General features: G+C 64.2%; 15 protein-coding genes. 6 read left to right on the top strand and 9 right to left on the bottom strand.

Going from position 1 to position 17833, the window contains the following annotated elements:
- Positions 1 to 384: 384 nt before the first annotated feature.
- Entirely contained in the window at positions 385 to 1482 is a 1098-nt protein-coding gene (locus IE096_RS09695) for a LuxR C-terminal-related transcriptional regulator (protein WP_189450641.1), read from the bottom strand.
- Between the two features lie 962 nt (positions 1483 to 2444).
- Between IE096_RS09695 and IE096_RS09690 the strand changes: the two genes are divergently transcribed.
- Positions 2445 to 3641 carry a M24 family metallopeptidase gene (locus tag IE096_RS09690; protein ID WP_229820079.1) on the top strand — a complete coding sequence of 399 codons (1197 nt, stop codon included), beginning with the start codon at positions 2445 to 2447 and terminating at the stop codon, positions 3639 to 3641.
- Between the two features lie 152 nt (positions 3642 to 3793).
- Here the strand turns inward: IE096_RS09690 and IE096_RS09685 are convergent, their stop codons facing one another.
- Complete coding sequence (locus IE096_RS09685) at positions 3794 to 5182, bottom strand: NsdA family TPR-like regulatory protein (protein WP_506005071.1); 1389 nt, start codon at positions 5180 to 5182, stop codon at positions 3794 to 3796.
- 240 nt (positions 5183 to 5422) lie between these two features.
- Between IE096_RS09685 and IE096_RS09680 the strand changes: the two genes are divergently transcribed.
- Positions 5423 to 5572 (top strand): hypothetical protein, encoded by a 150-nt coding sequence (locus IE096_RS09680; protein WP_189450633.1) that lies wholly within the window; start codon positions 5423 to 5425, stop codon positions 5570 to 5572.
- Between the two features lie 362 nt (positions 5573 to 5934).
- On the top strand, positions 5935 to 6339 hold the full coding sequence (locus IE096_RS09675) for a hypothetical protein (protein WP_189450631.1): 405 nt from the start codon (positions 5935 to 5937) through the stop codon (positions 6337 to 6339).
- Positions 6340 to 6450: 111 nt separating this feature from the next.
- Here IE096_RS09675 and IE096_RS09670 read toward each other — a convergent pair whose 3' ends face one another.
- Positions 6451 to 7326: a tRNA-dependent cyclodipeptide synthase gene (locus tag IE096_RS09670; RefSeq protein ID WP_189450629.1), complete on the bottom strand. Its 876-nt coding sequence runs from the start codon at positions 7324 to 7326 to the stop codon at positions 6451 to 6453.
- 863 nt (positions 7327 to 8189) lie between these two features.
- Between IE096_RS09670 and IE096_RS09665 the strand changes: the two genes are divergently transcribed.
- The 3 genes from IE096_RS09665 (at position 8190) to IE096_RS09655 (ending at position 12400) form a co-directional block, all read left to right on the top strand.
- Positions 8190 to 9527: a helix-turn-helix domain-containing protein gene (locus IE096_RS09665; RefSeq protein WP_189450627.1), complete on the top strand. Its 1338-nt coding sequence runs from the start codon at positions 8190 to 8192 to the stop codon at positions 9525 to 9527.
- Positions 9528 to 10288: 761 nt separating this feature from the next.
- Entirely contained in the window at positions 10289 to 10873 is a 585-nt protein-coding gene (locus IE096_RS09660) for a UbiX family flavin prenyltransferase (protein WP_189450626.1), read from the top strand.
- Between the two features lie 54 nt (positions 10874 to 10927).
- Positions 10928 to 12400 (top strand): UbiD family decarboxylase, encoded by a 1473-nt coding sequence (locus IE096_RS09655; RefSeq protein WP_189450624.1) that lies wholly within the window; start codon positions 10928 to 10930, stop codon positions 12398 to 12400.
- Between the two features lie 775 nt (positions 12401 to 13175).
- Here the strand turns inward: IE096_RS09655 and IE096_RS09650 are convergent.
- The 6 genes from IE096_RS09650 to IE096_RS09625 form a co-directional block, all read right to left on the bottom strand.
- Positions 13176 to 13892: an SDR family oxidoreductase gene (locus IE096_RS09650; RefSeq protein ID WP_189450622.1), complete on the bottom strand. Its 717-nt coding sequence runs from the start codon at positions 13890 to 13892 to the stop codon at positions 13176 to 13178.
- Between the two features lie 34 nt (positions 13893 to 13926).
- Positions 13927 to 14928, bottom strand: a complete 1002-nt coding sequence (locus tag IE096_RS09645) for an AurF N-oxygenase family protein (RefSeq protein WP_189450620.1) — start codon at positions 14926 to 14928, stop codon at positions 13927 to 13929.
- 143 nt (positions 14929 to 15071) lie between these two features.
- Positions 15072 to 15638, bottom strand: a complete 567-nt coding sequence (locus IE096_RS09640; RefSeq protein WP_229820077.1) for a hypothetical protein — start codon at positions 15636 to 15638, stop codon at positions 15072 to 15074.
- Positions 15635 to 16186 carry a hypothetical protein gene (locus IE096_RS09635; RefSeq protein ID WP_189450618.1) on the bottom strand — a complete coding sequence of 184 codons (552 nt, stop codon included), beginning with the start codon at positions 16184 to 16186 and terminating at the stop codon, positions 15635 to 15637. Before IE096_RS09635 ends, IE096_RS09640 begins: the two co-directional genes overlap by 4 nt.
- A complete protein-coding gene (locus tag IE096_RS09630) occupies positions 16183 to 17550 on the bottom strand; it encodes a beta-ketoacyl synthase N-terminal-like domain-containing protein (protein ID WP_229820076.1) in 1368 nt (455 codons plus the stop codon). Before IE096_RS09630 ends, IE096_RS09635 begins: the two co-directional genes overlap by 4 nt.
- Positions 17547 to 17807, bottom strand: coding sequence for an acyl carrier protein (locus IE096_RS09625; RefSeq protein ID WP_189450616.1), 261 nt, complete (start codon positions 17805 to 17807; stop codon positions 17547 to 17549). Before IE096_RS09625 ends, IE096_RS09630 begins: the two co-directional genes overlap by 4 nt.
- Between the last annotated feature and the right edge of the window lie 26 nt (positions 17808 to 17833).

The raw sequence follows: 17833 nt of genomic DNA, 5'->3' as shown, positions 1-17833 counted from the left end.
GGCTTGCCAGGCTGTCGTCGGGCACGTACCGGCATCGGTCGCCGCCCTTGGTTGAACCCCAGCTCACAACCTCGATCGCGGCTGCCGGAACCAATGATGCTTCGTAATCCGTGGCGGGCTCAAGGGATCGCCACCGCCTGGATGAGGGGATACCCCCCCCAACACGGAGACTGCCTGGACCACTTGCCACCAATCATGGCCGAACATCAACAGCGCCACCCTCGTCGGCGTGATCGCCCAGAGCGCGCGACGGAACTTCCTTGCGAAGGTGGCGCACATGGTGCCGGGGAGGACAGGACTCCGCATGCCTGCACTGACACCACTGTGACCATCGTTCCCGAGCGTCTCGGGCAGGCGGCTGCTGGCCTTGCCGCTTCGGTATCGTCAACGGCAACCCGGCTCCATCGGCTCCTCTTGCTCGCGCAGCAGGCCACGCTCGCTGACGAGGAACCCCGCATGCATGCGGTTCTTGGCCCCCAGGCGTCGCATGATGACCTCTATGTGCCGCTGACAGGAGCGCAGTGACATGTTCAGCCGCCTAGCGATCAGCCGGTCCTCAACGCCCTGCACCATGAGATGCAAGATGGTGCGCTTAGTGCTCTCGGAGAGCTCGTCCACCACGCCGGGGTCGTACGAGGTGCAGAACTCGATTCCCCGATTCCACGCCCTCTCGAAAGCGGAGACGGCGAAGGCCACAACGGCAGGGTCCCGCACCAGCACGATGCCGCCGGAGTGCACGTGATGAGAGAAGACTGCCACCTGTCCGTCGAAGACCGTAAGCGGCATGAAGCCGTCGCTGCGTGTGCGGTATGAAACGTTTCGCTGTGTTTGGGCCCGCATGTGCTCGATGAGTTCTCGACGAAAGCGCGCTGTGTGTGTGAGAAGCGTGCGCACCCGGACCTCGGGGCTCAGTAGAGACTTGCCGTCCGCTCGAAAATATAGGGATGCGACAGCAGCGGCCGCATCGGGTTGGCTGCACAGGATCTCCGAGCGGCAGGAAGCGGCCAACTCCATGGTCAGTTCGGCAGCCTGGGGTGGCGAGGCAATGACTTCTACTGGCGCAGGTCCCGCGTAGCTTGCCACTCCTGCTTGATACACATCGGCGAGCTCGTGCAAGACGGCTCGTGTGCGGTCTACGACAAACTGCCGCCGGTCGATTTCACGCTGCAATGGCCCCAATATCTCGACGCGAGCCGTTTCAGGTGCCATTGCGAAGTAGGTGAAGGGTGAAGCCGGGTCGGTGCGTGCCAATCGCAGTTGAATCAGTCGGCCAAGCGACTTCTCGACTTCTTGCTGCTGCAGTCCGGTGCCCGCAGCGATTTCTCCGACTTCGGAGCCTGCAGTCGCGGAAATCCAGCCGTAGACCTTCCGATCCTCGTCCTGGAGGCGAGGGATCGCACCCGGCGAAGAGTCCAAGATCAAATAGCCGGGACCCGCTTCTCCGGCTTGCTCGCAGCCTTGACCCCATGTGACGCGCGTCACATCCGACATTGTGGCACCCCTCACTTCGCCGCCAGGCGGCAATGTGACACCCTGACCGGCACTCGTTGCTGTGCTGGCAGCCTAACCTACTGATGGCATCTGAAATCGCCTCTGCCGGGTGGTGCATATTGATGAACTGGACGTGCTTCAGCGGCCGTTGGCGTGGTGGTGTGTGAATCTCGGAAACGTAATCACTGGATGCATCTGCACGAATGAGTCCCCACAGTTGACAGGGATTCAAATTCGCCGATCACGGCGTGAATCAGGTTTAATGAAACGTTCCCGAACGGAGAAGCGGTGGGGTTTGGTATGGATCTCGCGCCGATCGCCCTCGATGGCGATGCCGGTCTCGACGCCGCGATCGCCGTGCCACAACTGCTCGGTAGCGTGTTGCGCGGGGCCTCAAGGTGTACACCGCCGTGGATGGCAACGTTCCCCTGCCGCAAGCACTCCCCAATGCCCGCAGAACGTCCCGGGTATACCGGGATCGGCGGCGACGACCCGGTGCCCCCTGGCGCGGGGCCCTCGCGGATTCACCGAAATCCTGCTACGCCGCCCAATCGCCTGGCATGCCCAGCAACGGCTTGCGGCGGGGATGCCTGACAGTTGCGCCGCAGTACGGGGTTGGGGAAGGGGGCAGTGTCCCCCGCTCGGCCCCGCAGATCTGGTCTCCCTGTTTCGGTTGGCTCGGCTGGATGCGATCGATATTGACCTGTTGGTGTCCGACCTGTATGCCCGCGGGTGGGATACAGGTCCGAGGCTGCAGCCGGGGTCTCATAGCCGTTGGGGGCGGGTGGACATGGGAGCCGTGCGGGGCCTGCGATCCACTGTCCAGCCGGACTCGGCGTATCCGTCGAAACACCGCAAGGAAGCTAGGAGCTCTCCCTCATGGTCACCCGAGTCTTCTGCATGACCTTTCCTGGAAAGTTCGCATAGCCAGCCCACGGAGCAAGTTACCGGAAATGAACGTGCGTGTAAATCATGAGCGCTTGCGGCGCCGCATGGCAGAATTCGAGCTGGATGCGATCGTCAGCACGACGGCCGAGAACCTCACATATCTCACTGGCATCGACAGTGTCCACCTGGGAATGTTCCCGCACTCCGGGCGGGCTTTCGCGGTCCTGTCACAGAACACCACCGCAGGTTCCGTCTTTGTGTGCGACAGGTCCGAGGTCGACCAGTTTCTTGATGCAGATGAGCCCATCGCCGAGGCGATCGGCTACGGCCCGTTCTACCGCGAGAGCCCTGCGGACGCGCTGCTGCATGACGCGCCTCTTCTGCAGCAGGTCAACGACGACACCCGCTTCGACGAGGCGCTCCCTGCGCTTGTCTACGCGGTGAAGTCGGCCTGCCCGTGGGGCGGGCGTGTTGCCGTCGACGAAGAGGGCGTGCCTGCCGCCTTCTTGGATGCCTTGACTCAGCAGCTAGCCGGCTGGGAGATCGTGGCCGGCGCGGCTCACCTACGCAGTGTGCGCAAGGTGAAGACCCCTGTCGAGCTCAAGCGCGTCGTTGCCGCGGCCGCTGTGGCCGAGAACGCCATTCGCGCCACCATCGCCATCATGGGAGAAGGAGTCACCGAGCGGGAGCTGGTGCGTGAGTTCAACCGGTCGGTGGCCGCTCAGGGCGGGGCATCGAAGTTTACGCTCATCCGGATCGGCAGCAACGCCGTCGCCGGTCGGCGACGGCCGACCGGCGCCATGCTGAGTAAGGGGCAGGCGGTGTGGTTCAACGTCGGAGTGGTTGTCGATGGCTACTGGTCCGATATTGCTCGAGTATGCACCCTTGGTGACCCTGACCCGCGCATGGCGTACCTCTACTCGGCGATGCTCGCCGGTGAACAGGCTGCCATTGACCAGGCTCGTGCCGGGATGACCGGGGAAGAGCTGTGCACGTTGACCGTGGACGCTGTTCGCGCTGCGGGGGTTCCCGATTACCGCCGCAGCCATGTAGGCCACGGCATCGGTGTTGAGGTGCACGACCCGGTGCTGCTCCGCTCCGGGTGTACGGATGAGCTCGAGCAGGGCACGGTGGTCAACATTGAGACTCCGTACTACGAGTTTGGTTTCGGTGCCGCGCACGTCGAGGATCCCTTCGTGGTCGAGTCCACCGGCAACCGCCTGCTGACCACCCTCACCCGCGATCTGATCGTGGTCGGCTGACTGGTACACGGGCCGAGGCGTCGAGCTAGGAGACCTTCGGCTTGGTCATGGGTGCCGCACGTACTGCCGTCGTCGTACTGGCGGGAGCTCACAGAGAACAGTGGGGAACCGACTTGGCGCACGCCTTCGGCTCGGCTTCGCCAACGCTTTGGTCAGGACTTTCGGAAAGGCGCAAGATTGCCCAGCCTCTCCAGCCGATCTAGGGCGGCAGGGATGTGTCTGTGGTCGATGAGGCTCGTCCTCAGACGTACGAACTCTGCTTGTATCCCGCAGGACGGCCTATCGGCGAGGAATGACACCATACTGTCCGTGCAGCTGACAGCCTCATCGGTGGCTCCGAGTGCGAGGTACGCTCGGCCGGCCGAGGACAGGTGGAAAGCAGCCTCTCTGGGTGGAACCCGGGGGGCCGCACCGGCTGGGCCCAGCACTGGCTCCAGCCAATCCAAGGCTCTCTCTGCCTGGCCAAGTTCCGCGGCGCCTGCGCCCGCCATCAGAGCCAGCTGGTCCTCGGTGAGCCATTCCGTGAAGATGGGGGCGTCATCGTTGGAACCAGTAGCAAAGGCTGTAAACGCGGCATCGGTGTAACGGTCGAAAGATGTTCTCTCCCCTAGGAATGCTGAAGCGGTGGCTGAGGTGGATTCGAGGAGTGCCTCAACTCGAACGTTGATATCTGACCTGATGACACGCCTCGCGGCATCAAGTAGCGGCACCGAATTGAGTGGATCTGAGAGCTCGATCTGCTGCTTTGCCAACATAATTAAAGCGTATATTTCACGCTCGGGATCTTCAGCGATGGAGGCCGTGCGCAGTGCGGTCAGATAGCAGGCTTGGGCCCGGGCCTGATTGCCACGCTCGAAGGCGATCCAACCACAGAGGGTTGCTGCGTCGCTAGCTGCCGCGCAGAGCTGCGCTGCTGCGGGTGCGCCGTAACGTGTCTCGAGGCATAGGGCGGAGACCAGTTCCAGATAAGTGTCGGCCAGTTGGCTCGCTATGTGCGGACCGAAGGTCACGTAGACGTGCTCCGTGGCGATATGTAGCTTCTTGAGGTGTTCCATTGTTGCAGCCTCGACACGCCGACTTTTTCCCGAAGGGAACACCCTGCTTGATGCGGATGCATTTGACCAGGAGGTGACGATGTCTTGCAGGCCATCGAAATCCGAAATGATGAGAGATTCTTGTTGGGGGTATATGGTGGCAGTCGAAGCGATGTGGTTAAGGGCATTCAATGACTCTTCAGCTGTCCATGGGGACATCAAGAGTGTCGAATGGCCGGTAGCCAGGTGGATCCAGTCCGGCCACCCTCGGCGTAACACTTCTTCTTGAGGTATGCCATGAATGTGTGCGATAGCGAACTGAGCGGTGAGCTCAGGAACCACTCGACCGGACTCCCAGCGCGCGACCTTCTCTCGACGTGCAGCCATGTGACCAAGGCCCAGGGCAGCGTGGGCCTGGGCGACGAGGCGAGCGTAGCTCCCGTGAGTATGCCCGGCTTGCTGCCGCACGAGAGCCAGAGGGTGACGGACTGATCGCGAAGATGTCATCCGCTGTCCCATCCCCAGGACTGATGAGTCCTGGAACGGAGATAGGTGGAAATCTACTCGGAGCCATATGGGACTTCGCACTGACTCCTATTGACGAGTGTATCCCCACAGGAGGTGATCGAGAGGCACCCGTCCGTGTATGGCAGTTCCTGCTGATTTCTCATGCGGTGGGCTACATTCGGTTTGACCGACATTCAAAATGAGGACCTCGATTCCCGAGGGTGTCCGTCAGGGGGGAGTATGAACAAGACCGCCGAGTTGTGTCGGCGAGGTGACCGATCGGTCGGTCAGGTCGCCGAGGACTTCGACCTCATCGACACTGCGGCGCGTCCGTTCATCGAGGACGGCAAGCGGGTTAGCCAGGTGCCAAGTGCACGTGTGGCCTGCTGAATCTCAGGTGGCAACGATGTGTATGCGTGCAGGAGCGCCCGCAGGATGTTCGGACAGTTGGCTTGCGTTGGCAACTTCGCCAAGCGCGTAAGGGCGAGTGATGTCAAGCTGGCGGGGCGTACCTACTGGAGCGGGAGGGGGTATCAAACTGGACTAAGGCCTAAGAGGGTGGGATCGGCTAACGAAAGAGAGTCCGGACCCGCTGCCACTGTCGCTGCCGGATGGGTAGCGTCGTTGACATGAGCGCACATCGAGCATCTGCGGCCGAGCCGTGGCCCGGCTGGAGGCCGAGTCCGGAAGCGCGGTCCATATATGGGGAGCATCTGGTCTGTATCGCTGAACTCATTCCTACCCTCTTATTCATGTATATTTCGGATCGCGACAGGCTTGCGGCCGCGTATGTTGCTGGCCGACGTGACCTGGTGAACCACCAGGCACACAGCATGGCGCTCGAGCGCCGAGACGACCTTCTGGAAACGGGGGTTGTCCTAGACGCGCTCGCGCTATGCCATGAGCAGGGCGCCTACCTGCCCCGCCCCTACCAGGAGATCTCTCGCCAGCTTCCAGAACCGGGCGTTGAGCTACGCACGGATGTATCAGATGTGGCCGACCAACTCGTTCGCCACGATCACTGCCATGGCACCAGTTTGACAGGCAACATCCCTCCGGGGCTTGAGGAGGGATGCACTGACACGGAGCGGGACGCAGTCCGTGCTTACTTGCGCCGCGAATGGCTGGCCACCAGGAAATTTCCCACTGGTGACTGATAGGCGGCGTACATCCGGGGCAACGGAGAAGTCGGCACCGCGTGCGCGCTACCGTGCGTCGGTCCCGAGCCTCACCCCGGGCGGAGGATCCCCCTTGGCCTGGATGCCTGGTCACTGGAACGCCTGAGTCCGGAGACGGCGACGCAAGTTGGGTAAATCAAAAGAGTGCTTACGGGGGTTCAAGGCCTGTCGCCGCACTTGCCGATTCTTCCTGCATTCGGCCAACACCCGTCGACAAGAGGTGCCTTGGTTAGTTGGTGGATCGTAGCGTGGGTCTCCGTCTTGCTGCCAAAGGAGGTGCCCCACCGCAGAGTCGCGTTCGCCTGGTTGTATCACCGCGTACCCCTGACCGGAGTCGGGGTGGAGCCGGGCGACCTTGCCGGCGAGGAGGGGTTCCAGAAAGCCCATCTCACAGTGAAAGACGAAGAGAGAGGATTGCACTTCGAGGATCGACGGTGCGTCGAGGACCAAGGGCAGTTCGGTAATCACGTAGCCGACGGCCTGGGCAACCTGATTTTCTGTGGGTTCGATGCCGACGGCGGCCAGCATCACACCACGTACCGTCAGGCGACAAGCATGGCGGACGGCTTCAGCGGTCATGTAGGCGTGCTGTGCCAGCTCCAGCAGAGGCTGGTAGTCAGGGCAGTCGGCCAACTGGGTACAAGTATGGAACCGGCGTTTGGGGTTGGGACCGCCCGTGCGGTGTAACGCACGCAGGGCGGGCGTACGCAGTTTGCCGATGGTGCGCTCGGCTCGGCGGACCGCCTCCCGGCGCGGGACTCCGGTCGTAGTCAGGATGTGCACGGCCTCGTCTACGGGGATAGAGACGTCCGCTGCGGCGAATTTCCCACAGGCCCACTCCACCAGGCCTTCGACAGTGCGGGGCCTGTAGTGGCTGTTCCAGGGACGGATCCCGATCAGCGTATGCTCGGCGTGCTTGAGTACGCTGTGGCTTCCGCGAGTACAGGGCCGTGCTACGAATTCCATGACGCGGAATCCTTTCAGCGGTGTCCATTGTGGGAGGTGGTGTCCGGACCTGCGTGATGGCAATGATCGCATTTGCGGGAAGGGAACGCAGTTCATCCAGAAGGGGCCCCGGTGTACCCGGCTCTTCCAGGAGTCCTTCAGCCGGACTCATGTGATCTCACTGAAGCCGGTCTCGCGCAACGCCCACTCATTGGTGTCGGACGACCAGATGGGCGTCCGCGCCGACTACCTGTCCGCCCGTTCGCTCTCTCAGATGGGCTGGGCTTCCTCTTTACTTGGCCGGTCTGTGGTCGGGTCCATCTTGTAACCCAGGTACTGGCTGGCTGCGCAGTGAAGTCCAGGACCGAGCATCATCGCGACGAACCATCCACCGCGTCGCGGCATCGCACGTCGGGGAGGAGTCCAAACCCGCGGGGCGCCCGGCGCCGACGATACGGAAACACCGGGCGTGTGCCGCCGTACTGCAGCCGAGATCGAGCACCGAGAGACCGACGAGGCTGCCGATCCGCCTTAGCTGGCTGTATGAGTCGATGCGTTGGCAGATGGGCGATTGCCTCGCGCGATGACTGTAGGCGGCCACCAAAGCATCAAGCTGACTGGTCATCAGTGTCCTCCCTGCCCCACGTCCGGACGGGTGCGGTTGACCGTGGCAACTGCTAGCGGCTGGCGAAACCTCGCGCACGACGGAACGTGCCGCGGTCCCCAGCACACCGTGAACGTGGCCGCACTTCAATGGCGGCGGGTGTCCATCCGATGTCCATCGGCACAACTGACTGCTAGGGCCAGCGTGTAATGATCACTAATGTCGGAGCTGGTCGGCGGCCTTGGCCGCATACGTTCACAGAGGGGTTTGCGTCACCTCCATGCCGCATCCGCTGAAATTGGTCCGCGCCTCGCTCGGCGATACGCAGAGCTCCTTTGCGAGGCGCATAGCACGTCGGCACCAGGAGCTGGGCTTCGGGCAAATGGGGGACAGTCGGTCAAAGGTCGCGGCCTGGGAGAACAGTGGGACTCCCCCGGACCGCAACACCCAGAGGGCTCTGGCTGACCTGCTGGGTGTGAGCTGGCGGGACACAGAGCAACTGGGATGGCCGCATTGGCTTCACCTGGTCATCGGCGACTACGCGCTGATCAACCAGCCGTGGACTCTCCAAGGGGCCATCGACGCACTGCGCAGCGCAACGTGGCTTGCTGATACTCGCCTGTTCTCCGAGTATCCTACGGTCGCGGGCCCCACCGTACACGCCCTTGTCGAGCAGTGGCAGAAGGCCATGACTTGCCAACTGTCGCTTTCATCTCCTGATGGGAAGCCCATCAGCCCCGGCGTCATAACCTGGGCTTGCGGGTGTTTGGAAGAGTTTGCAAGCGTGTTCTTGGAAGCGAGTCCGGCAACGATCTTCCCTACTGCAAGCGGATTCCTTCACACCCTCACCCGGTTCCTGTCTGATCACGCCTACGACCAGGAGGCCGGGACCGAGTTACTCCTCCTCGCTTCCCGCAACGCAGGCCTGTGCGGGGCGATCAGTCTGAGTCTTGGGGAGGTCGCCCGGGCCGAACGGTACTTCCTCATGGCGGCGCGCTCCGCCACGGCAGCCGGGGTGCCTTTGGCGGCGGCCACCTATATGGGAGGCGTGGCCTACGGTCACCTCATCGTCGGCGCTCCTGGAGACGTATTACCATTGGTCAACGCTATACGGGAAATGACCCAGGGTTCCCGACCGCATCACGCCATGGCTGCATTTCTTGAGGCCCGTGCCCACGCCCGCCTCAATGATGTCGGCGCTGCCGCCCGGGCTTTGGAACTGGCCGACATCACCCCACCCTTCCCAGCAGTTGAAAAAAGCTCGCGCCGTCACCGTCTGGGGAGTGTTAATGCCTGGGCGGCTTTCAGTGAGGGAATCACCTGGCTTCACCTGGGGCAGTCCACGAAGGCGATGGAACTGTTCGCCCCTCTGGTCGAAGAGGACGCCCTAGTAGGGCTCTTCCCTATCGCGGCTGGCGACCTGTGTTTCGTCACCGACGCGCAGCTCGCCGTCGGGGACATCGAGGCAGCTGTCAACCTTGCCAGTCGTGTCCTTGCCCTCTACTGCTACCCGCCCGGCGCGGTCGTCCGTCGATACAAGGAGAGGTTTATCGCATACCGAGCGGTGCCGATCGTCCGGGACTTTCTCCTTCGCCTCGCCGAGCATCCCAAGCTCTAGTAACGCTCCACCGTGCGCCCGCCAATGCTGCAGCGACCTGCTTGGTGCGCCCAGCCCCTTGGTTGCCCGGCCCTGCCTCGCGATGCCATGGGGCAGTCGTCCAAGCGGCTGGCCGCCAGCCCCTTCAACTCGGGCCCGGTTGGACGCCCTGATCGCCGGCGGCCAGGGCCCGCCCCTCAGCGGTTCTTGCCGGTGGCAACCGTAACCACGTCACCCAGCCGCTGCACCGCAGGCCTCCGCCTGCTGCCTGCCAATCCCTCGGCCCGAACCCGCTCAGCCGGGTGGGAAAATGATCAGTTTCTCGTTTGTGAAGGTTTCGCGAACCGTCCACCTGTTGCGAAGCACACCTGAGGCACACGCTGAGTGGTGGAAAATCTCAGGGTTCTGCGCTGAGATCCAGATATGTGTCGCACGAAGGCGCGGTAGCCAATTGCCGACGAGGCCTCCTTGAGGCTCCCACTGTTGACAGGCTGAAGATGTGCTTAAGAATTGTCCTTATCTGGGATGGCAGTGGCCATGGGCAATGAACAACGGCGCGGAATGGCGGGCTTTGTCTCGTATTTCCCTCTGCTTGCCGTACGGCGCGATTCAGGTTGCTGCTTGTCGCCCGGTGATTCCAGGCGGTGAGGAGGAGATCGAGTCAAGGTACTGCCAGCGAACTCGGCTATGGAGCTTGGAAGACCGAGGAGCTCTGCCGTTTCCGCGCCTGCCTGAACTGGCGTTTGGATCAGCAGCGGCAGCAGAGAACGAGGTGAAGATCGATGAGACTGGTCGTGGCTATCACCGGTGCTACCGGAGTGGTGCTGGGCGTGCGGCTGCTCGAGGAGCTGCGGCTCCACGAGGGCGTAGAAACTCACTTGGTGATGAGTAGGTGGGCACGCTCGACCCTTAAGGTCGAAACCGCTCTCTCGGCACGTGAGGTGAGCGCGCTCGCCGATGTGTCGTACTCTCCAGACAACCAAGGGGCCGTGATCTCGTCTGGCTCATTCCCCGTACACGGGATGATCGTCATCCCGTGCAGCATGAAGACCCTGGCCTCCATCAGGGCGGGGCACGCCGACGGCCTCGTCGCACGAGCCGCAGACGTGACGCTCAAGGAACGACGCAAGCTCGTACTCGTACCCCGTGAGACCCCGGTCAGCGACATCCACCTCGACAACATGCTGGCGCTGTCCCGGATGGGCACAGTGATTCTTCCTCCGATGCTGACCTTCTACAACCACCCGTCCACCCTCGACGACATGGTCGACCACATCGTCGCCCGGGTGCTCGACCAGTTCGGGATCGCCTCCCACGGCGCGGGGCGGTGGCAGGGGTTACCGAACGCGACCTCTCTTTGGCGGTAGTCGGCTCCCGACTACCGTCCTGACACCCCCGAAGGACCCAGGAGGGCTGTCCTCATGAGCCACTTCGTCGACCTGCGTGAGTACACCGACGCGCTCGCCGCTCTCAGAGACCTGAAGACCATCGACCGACCGGTGAGCGTGGACCTGGAAGCGGCGGCCGTCACGCGACGTTCTTACGAACTCCGAACCGCGGCACCGCTGTTTACCGAGATTGTGGAGGACCGGATCGGGATGAGGCTGTTCGGTGCGCCGGCGGGCATGAGCTCCCGGCCGGACATTCCACTGGCTCGGCTGGCCCTTTCGGTGGGGCTGCCACCCGAGACCGGGGCTGCGGCGCTAGTGGAGCACCTGGTGCGGACCCGTATCGCCCCACCCGTACCGCCGAGGCTCGTGCCGCGCGAGAGCGCGACGTGCAAGCAGAACATCCTCCTCGGCAGCGAGGCGTCGCTCGACCACTTTGCCGTGCCCCGTATCCATGAATCGGACGGCGGCCGTTACCTCAACACTTGGGGCGTCATTATCGCGAGAATGCCGGACAGATCATGGACTAACTGGTCCATCTCCCGCATCATGATGCTTGACGGCAAGCGGATGACGGGGCTGGTGGTTCCTCCGCAGCCCCTCGGCCTGGTGTGGCAGGCATGGGCCGAGCGAGGCGAGCCGATGCCTTATGCATTGGTGCAGGGTGGGGCTCCCGCGATCCCCTTCGTTGGCGGTATCCCGCTGCCGAAGGGGGTAGATGAAGCAGGCTACATCGGCGCACTGCACGGCGAACCACTCGACGTCGTACGCTGCGAAACCGTCGACCTGGAAGTGCCCGCCCACGCAGAGGTGGTGATTGAGGGCCACCTCTCGGTGGGCCGTGACAGTCTGGAAGGGCCGTTCGGAGAGTACGCCGGCTACTGCTCAAACCAGACCTCGCCGCAGCCGGTGTACTCCGTTGACGCGATCACCTACCGCGACGAGCCGATCTGGCCCGTCGTTGCAGAGGGCAGGCCAGTGGACGAATACCACACTGTGACCGGTACCGGACGCTCGGCGAACGTTCTGCACGGTCTGCGGGGAGCGGGCTTGCCTGTCACCACTGTATGGATGCCGTTCCCCGCCGCCATGCACTGGGCAGTGGTGACCGTGCCCGAAGACTGGCGGACGATTCTCCCAGACGTCGACTCCGCGGAGTTCGTACGCCGGATCGGAGAGGTTATCCACAACAGCGGCGACCCCAGCAACCTGATGCCCACCACTTTCGTACTCGACGATGATATCGATCCGTCGGACGAGGCCGATTTGCTGTGGGCGCTCGCCACCCGAATTCACCCACGGGATCGGCGGTTGGCATGGGACAGCACGGTGCTGCCGTTGATGGCCTGTTACACGGAGGAGGAACGGAGGAGGATGCGTGGCCCGAGCGTCGTCCACGACGGCTTGCTCCCTGCCTGGGGCGAGGGACGGCTGAGCCACAGCTCCTTCGCTCAAGCGTATCCGGCCGACATTCGGGACAAGGTCGTAGATCACTGGGACGATTGACAGTGACAGGCAACCGCCGTTCTGGCCGACTTCACCGTCTACGGAATCCATGGCCGGGGCCTCCGGGCGATACACGAGCCGAGGACCTACGAGCACACTGATTGGGACTCGGTAGTCAGCGGCTTTGCTGCAGCTGGTTGGTTCGGGCCGACGGCCGTCTGGCAACTCTTGCAGCCACCCGAGGTGTTTTCCCTACGGGGCAGCCAGGTCTTGACTCTGCGTAGGAATCCCACCCCGCGGATGGGGCGGTGGGCAGGTGAAGGCGGTCTTCGTGGTGAAGCCGCGGATGCGCAGCAGGGACCAGATGTCCTGCGGCGGGACCTAAGCGCGGGCGGCCGGCGACGTCAACGAGACCTCGACGACAGTGAAGACCGGAGCGCCGCCGCAAGGTTCTTCCATCCGAGGCCATGTCTCCTTCACCTATCTGGCGACGGCCCTCTCATCATGTTCCAAGGCCCGCTGAGCAGGGGGGAAGCTGGTCCACTCGAATGCGACGAGGAGCCACACATCCAAGCCCTGGAGGCCTCTCAGCTGGTTCTGCCGACGGTGCCCAGAATCCCCTGAGTGGCGAAGCCGTGACTACCTCCGTGTCGGCACTACCGCCCTCTGCGCAGCCCTGGAAATGGCAACAGGGGAGTCATCGGATCCCTGCACGGCGCCACCTGGCGGCGATGTTCGAGGAGAGTCCTTCATCGAGTTCGAAGTCCACTGCTCCATCCAGGCCCTCGAATGTGACATCTGGGCCTGACTCATGGGGATCGCTCGCGAGTTTGATTCAGTGGCCCATTCCCAGGCCTCCGTCCACCGGGATCACCGCGCCCGCCACATACGCGGCCGCCTCGCTCGCAAGCCAGGTCACCGTACCGCTGACCTCGTCGGCCGTCGCCGTGCGGCCGAGCGGGATCTGTGCGCGCTGTTCGGCGAGGCGTGCCTCGGAGAGGCCGGCGGTCATGTCCGTCTCGATGAGGCCGGGGGTCACCACGTTGGCGGCGATGTTGCGGGTGCCGTACTCCCGAGTGAGGGAACGGGCCAGGCCCACCAGGCCAGCCTTGCTGGAGGCATAGTTCGTCTGGCCCGGGCTGCCGAGGAGAGCAGCCACCGAGGAGATCAGGATGATGCGGCCGCCCTGCTGCCGCAGCATCTGAGGGACAGCGCGCCTTGAACAGCGCCAAGCGCCGGCGAGGTTAGTGTCGATAACACGCAGGAACTGCTCCTCGTCCATGCGGATGAGGAGACCGTCCGCGGTTATCCCCGCGTTCGACACCAGTACCTCGACGGGGCCCATCTCCCGCTCCACAGTGGTGAAGGCCTTGTCCACGGACGCCGCATCCGTGACGTCACACCCGACGCCGAACGTGCCCTCGGGAGTCTCACTGCCGCGGTGGGTGACCGCGACCCGATCGCCCAGGGTCACGAAGGCCCGGGCTATCTCCGCGCCGATGCCCCGGTTGCCGCCGGTGATCAGTACCGTGCGGGGTTTCCGCTGTTCCATGGGTTTCCTTTCGGCTTTTGTTCCGCTCCCACCACTACGTCGGTGGTGCGGACTCCGAATCCGTAATCGTCTGCGACCAGTCGAACTCCAGGTCGTCTTCCACGCCCAGTCGCTCCGCCAGGCCCCGCAGTCCGCTGTAGTCGTGGATCAGCGGCCGATTGTCCGTCGCGTCCTCGATGTCGTGGAGCATGCGGTGACCTCCCGGCAGGCCGGTCTGGTCGATGATCCGGTGCCAAGTGGCGAAGTCATTGGCCACGAAGCTGTCCAGCCCCGCCGCGAGGGAGTTCAGGAAGAACCGGCGGCCCTTCTCGTCCAAATCGCCGTAGACCTGTTCGGCGAGGACGGTGGCTATCGACGCATGGCAGTACTCGTCGCGGTTGTGTATGCGGACGGTGGCGCTGTTTACCGGTTGAATCTCCGTATCGTCCGCAATCAGGTTCAGATACGCGTTGATGGATATCTCTGCGACCGTCGCGAAGCCCAGGGTGGTCAGCGAGCGCTGCCATTGCTCCGGCCAGGAGTCGCGCAGCTTTGCGTGTTCGCGGGCGACACGGGGCAAAGGCAGCGCGGCGTCCGGGAAGGCCTGGCGGCGCCGGCGGCGGGTGACCGCACTCGCGTTCATGTGCATGAGGGTGTGGTACTGCTCGTCGACCATCGCCTGGGCCACCGAGCGCTGCAGCTTCTCCTTACCCACGCTGGGTAGCCATCCGTCCAGGGCCAGTTGAAAGGCCGGGTTCACGACCTGGCCCTCAAGCAGCACCGTCGTGCGGTTGTAGGCGATCCAGGCCCAGCTGAGCAGCCGGGAGCGCTCCTCCCGGTCCAGTGCCAGATACGTGGGGTGTTCGCGGAAGGGCAGTATGCGCTCGGGGTAGTCGAGTTTGTCGATGTCGAACAGCTCGTCCTGCTGGAGTTCCTCCCGCTTCACTGACGCCCTGCGGTGCCAGTTGCCCGCCAGGCGGACGATGACCGCGTGCTCCGCCGGGTCGTTCTCGTCGTGGTCCGGAATACCGTCCGGCGTGCTGGGGTCGCCTCTCATACCTGCCTCCGTGGTCTATTGTTGAGGGCCGTAACGCATCCATGACAGGCCGATGGTTGAGTCGGTCATTCTGACCGGCGCCATAGCGCGCCGGTCAGAATGACGGACGCCTGCCCATTGACGGGCTCATTTCTCTGTGAGCGCTATGCTTCGATTCGTGGGACGCCGGCGCCGACCTTTGTGTAGATCTGGCACGTGCGGCCACCGGTGCGCATGCATTCCACGGTGGTCTCCTCGACCTTCACCCCGAGGCCCTCGAACCAGCCGTCCCGCATGTCGAGGCAGGGGCATTGGTAGCCCTCCAGAGAGCGAGCGGCCTTGAGCATCCGCAGCGCGAAGAATTCGGTGACGATCGTCTCCAGGCTCTCCTCATCGATCTCCCTGATGTGGCAGCGCAGCATCTGCTCTGTCATCATCGTGCGGGTCAGGCCCGCCACCGCCTCCGCCAGCTCGGTGGGCGAGGAGCCGTCCGGTACGCCGTGAGCGTTGGCGTACCAGACGCCCACGCGGCGTCCGACGAAGCGCAGTGCCTCGGCATTGATCTCGTTGGCGACCTCCTGCCCGAAGCGCTTCTTTACGCCCTGATACCAGCGGGCGTCGTGCAGCCACCAAAACCGCCGGAGCGCCACCGTCAGCTCGTTTTCGGCGAGGTCAGGGCTGATCTTGAGGCCCGGGCGCCTGTCTGGGAGCTCCTTGCCGTTGTCACTCACGCTTCCACCTCGTTTGCTATGTCCGGCCCGACCAGCAAGGCCGTGGCCGTGTCGTGCGCGCCGTCCTCCGCCGCCAGTTCCAGCAGCACGATCAACGCGTCGTCGGCCGCGTCGTCCAGGAGGAGTAGATCGGCCGTCGCCAGCGCCTCCTGTTCGGGGTCGCCCGCAGGGCTGAGGCACACGACTGGGCCCACCAGGCCCCAGCGCTTCGCCACGTAGCCCATCACGGCGTTGGGGACGGACTGGAAGAACAGCAGCGGCTGGACGGACCGGCCGGCGTCAACAGCTCTGGCAACGGCCCGTTCGGTGGCGGTGTCACCGGCTTTGCTCACGACAAGCACTGCTGTGCGCCGCTCCCGTCCTGGCTGGGCCGGCGCCTCGCCGTAGGCACGCTTGAGGCAGCGCTCGGCGGCTTCGGCGGCCAACGGGGCGAACGATGACACCACGAATCCGGCCAGGCTCGGCGGCCCCTTGACCGGGTTGTCCCCAGCCTCCGGCCAGTCGGCCCGGGACAGAACCGAGAGCCCCGCGACCGATACTTCCGTCATGCCGCCACCGCCCCGAGCACCAAGGCCGTGTTGGCACCACCGAAGGCGGCGTTGAGGGACAGCACCGCCTGCGCAGCCACCCGCCGGGGGGCATCCACCACGAGGTTCAGCCGACAGGCCGGATCCGGTCCGAGGTAGCCCGCGTTCACAGGGACGGTGCCTTCCTGGAGCGCCAGCACGGACACCGCGAGCTCAACGACGCCAGAGGCTTCCAGAGCATGGCCGTGCAGGGACTTCGTGGAGCTGACCGGCACCGTGCGGGCAGCCTCGCCGAACGCCCGCCGGATCGCGGCAGTCTCAGCGGAGTCGTTGAGGGGCGTGCCGGTGCCGTGCGCGTTGATGTAGCCGATTCCGTCGGGGGTCAGCTCCGCGCGGCCGAGGGCTGCCTCGATGGCAGCGGCCATGCCGAGCCCCTCGGGGTGCGGTTGACACACATGGAACGCGTCTCCGGCCCGTCCCCAGCCCAGGAGCTCGGTGATCGGGGCGGCTCCCCGCGCGGCCGCTGACTCGGTGGACTCCAGGACCACCGCGCCCAGGCCGTCGCCGAGCAGCAGCCCCTTGCGGTCCTGACTGAACGAGCGCAGATGACCGTCCGTCGCGAGGGCCCGGCCCGCGTCGAAAAGTGCGTAGGTGTCGGCGTCGACGAAATAGCCCGCCGCTACTACGACCCGCTCCTCGCGCCCTGCCGAGATCAGGGCCGCCGCGTCCGCGATCGCGCTGCTCGCTGCGACACAGGCGTTGGTGTACGTACGGGCTGCGTCCCGCAGCCCGCATTGTTTGGCGATCTGTGTGCCGCTCGTGTGCGGCGCTTGCGCGTGGTGTTCGGGCAGCGTCAGCCTGGGCGGCGCCTGGTCGGCGTGCCGGGCGAAGAGCAGTGGCGTGCGGGCTGTTGTCCCGGGGCCCAGACCGGCTTGGCCGATCGCCTGTGTGACTGCGTCGGTGACTTCGTCGATGAGGTTGGGGTCACCGGGCAGGGTGGCAGCCCGGTCCACACGTCGCTTGCCCACCTCGAAGCGGGTTACCGGCCCGAAGGCCGGCTGCCCGGCGGCGAGGCCCTGCCGCAGCGCTTCGAGGCCGCGCCCGAAGGCCGTGGTCACGGAAAGCCCGGTGACGACAACGGGTTTACGCGGTATGTGGCGTCTAGCCTTCCCGAGGATGGCCAGTGCGTCATCCAGCGTCGTCATCCGGGCCAGCTGGACGTCGTCGAGGTCCAGTTTCAGGCCGTACCGCTCCTCCAACGAGTGGACGAGCCATGCCAGCTCCAGCGAGTCGACACGCTCGGCTATCTCGTTGGCCTCCCGCTCCCCGTACTCGGCGAGGATCTGGACCAGCAGTTCCTTGGTCAGTGCGGGTGCGGTGGTCATCGGCCCTGACCCGTAGTCGCGCGGTCCACTATCTGGGAGACGAAGTCGCCGAGGGTCAGCTTGGTCAGACCCTCCAGCTCCTCGTCGGTGAACTGGATGTCGTACTTCTCCTCCAGCCGCATCGTGACCTCGGCGAGGGTGAGCGACTCCAGCTCCAGGCCCTCGTCGCCGAGCGGGGTCGTGTCGGTGACGCCGTCGACCTCATAGTTGAGTTCACGCAGCACGCTCAGAACGAATTCGCGGGTCTTGGTGTTCACTGGACTGGCTCCTGACCTTTGGGTGT

The organism is Streptomyces abikoensis, from assembly GCF_014648775.1.
Classification (GTDB): Bacteria; Actinomycetota; Actinomycetes; order Streptomycetales; family Streptomycetaceae; genus Streptomyces; species Streptomyces abikoensis.
This window is presented reverse-complemented; position numbering and strand designations above follow the sequence as displayed.

Bases quoted from the DNA above. Each gene is read 5' to 3' on its own strand.
- IE096_RS09630 (WP_229820076.1), bottom strand. From the start codon at position 17,550: ATGACCACCGCACCCGCACTGACCAAGGAACTGCTGGTCCAGATCCTC.
- IE096_RS09690 (WP_229820079.1), top strand. From the start codon at position 2,445: ATGAACGTGCGTGTAAATCATGAGCGCTTGCGGCGCCGCATGGCAGAA.
- IE096_RS09660 (WP_189450626.1), top strand. From the start codon at position 10,289: ATGAGACTGGTCGTGGCTATCACCGGTGCTACCGGAGTGGTGCTGGGC.
- IE096_RS09680 (WP_189450633.1), top strand. From the start codon at position 5,423: ATGAACAAGACCGCCGAGTTGTGTCGGCGAGGTGACCGATCGGTCGGT.
- IE096_RS09635 (WP_189450618.1), bottom strand. From the start codon at position 16,186: ATGACGGAAGTATCGGTCGCGGGGCTCTCGGTTCTGTCCCGGGCCGAC.
- IE096_RS09665 (WP_189450627.1), top strand. From the start codon at position 8,190: ATGCCGCATCCGCTGAAATTGGTCCGCGCCTCGCTCGGCGATACGCAG.
- IE096_RS09685 (WP_506005071.1), bottom strand. From the start codon at position 5,182: ATGACATCTTCGCGATCAGTCCGTCACCCTCTGGCTCTCGTGCGGCAG.
- IE096_RS09655 (WP_189450624.1), top strand. From the start codon at position 10,928: ATGAGCCACTTCGTCGACCTGCGTGAGTACACCGACGCGCTCGCCGCT.
- IE096_RS09670 (WP_189450629.1), bottom strand. From the start codon at position 7,326: ATGGAATTCGTAGCACGGCCCTGTACTCGCGGAAGCCACAGCGTACTC.
- IE096_RS09645 (WP_189450620.1), bottom strand. From the start codon at position 14,928: ATGAGAGGCGACCCCAGCACGCCGGACGGTATTCCGGACCACGACGAG.
- IE096_RS09650 (WP_189450622.1), bottom strand. From the start codon at position 13,892: ATGGAACAGCGGAAACCCCGCACGGTACTGATCACCGGCGGCAACCGG.
- IE096_RS09675 (WP_189450631.1), top strand. From the start codon at position 5,935: ATGTATATTTCGGATCGCGACAGGCTTGCGGCCGCGTATGTTGCTGGC.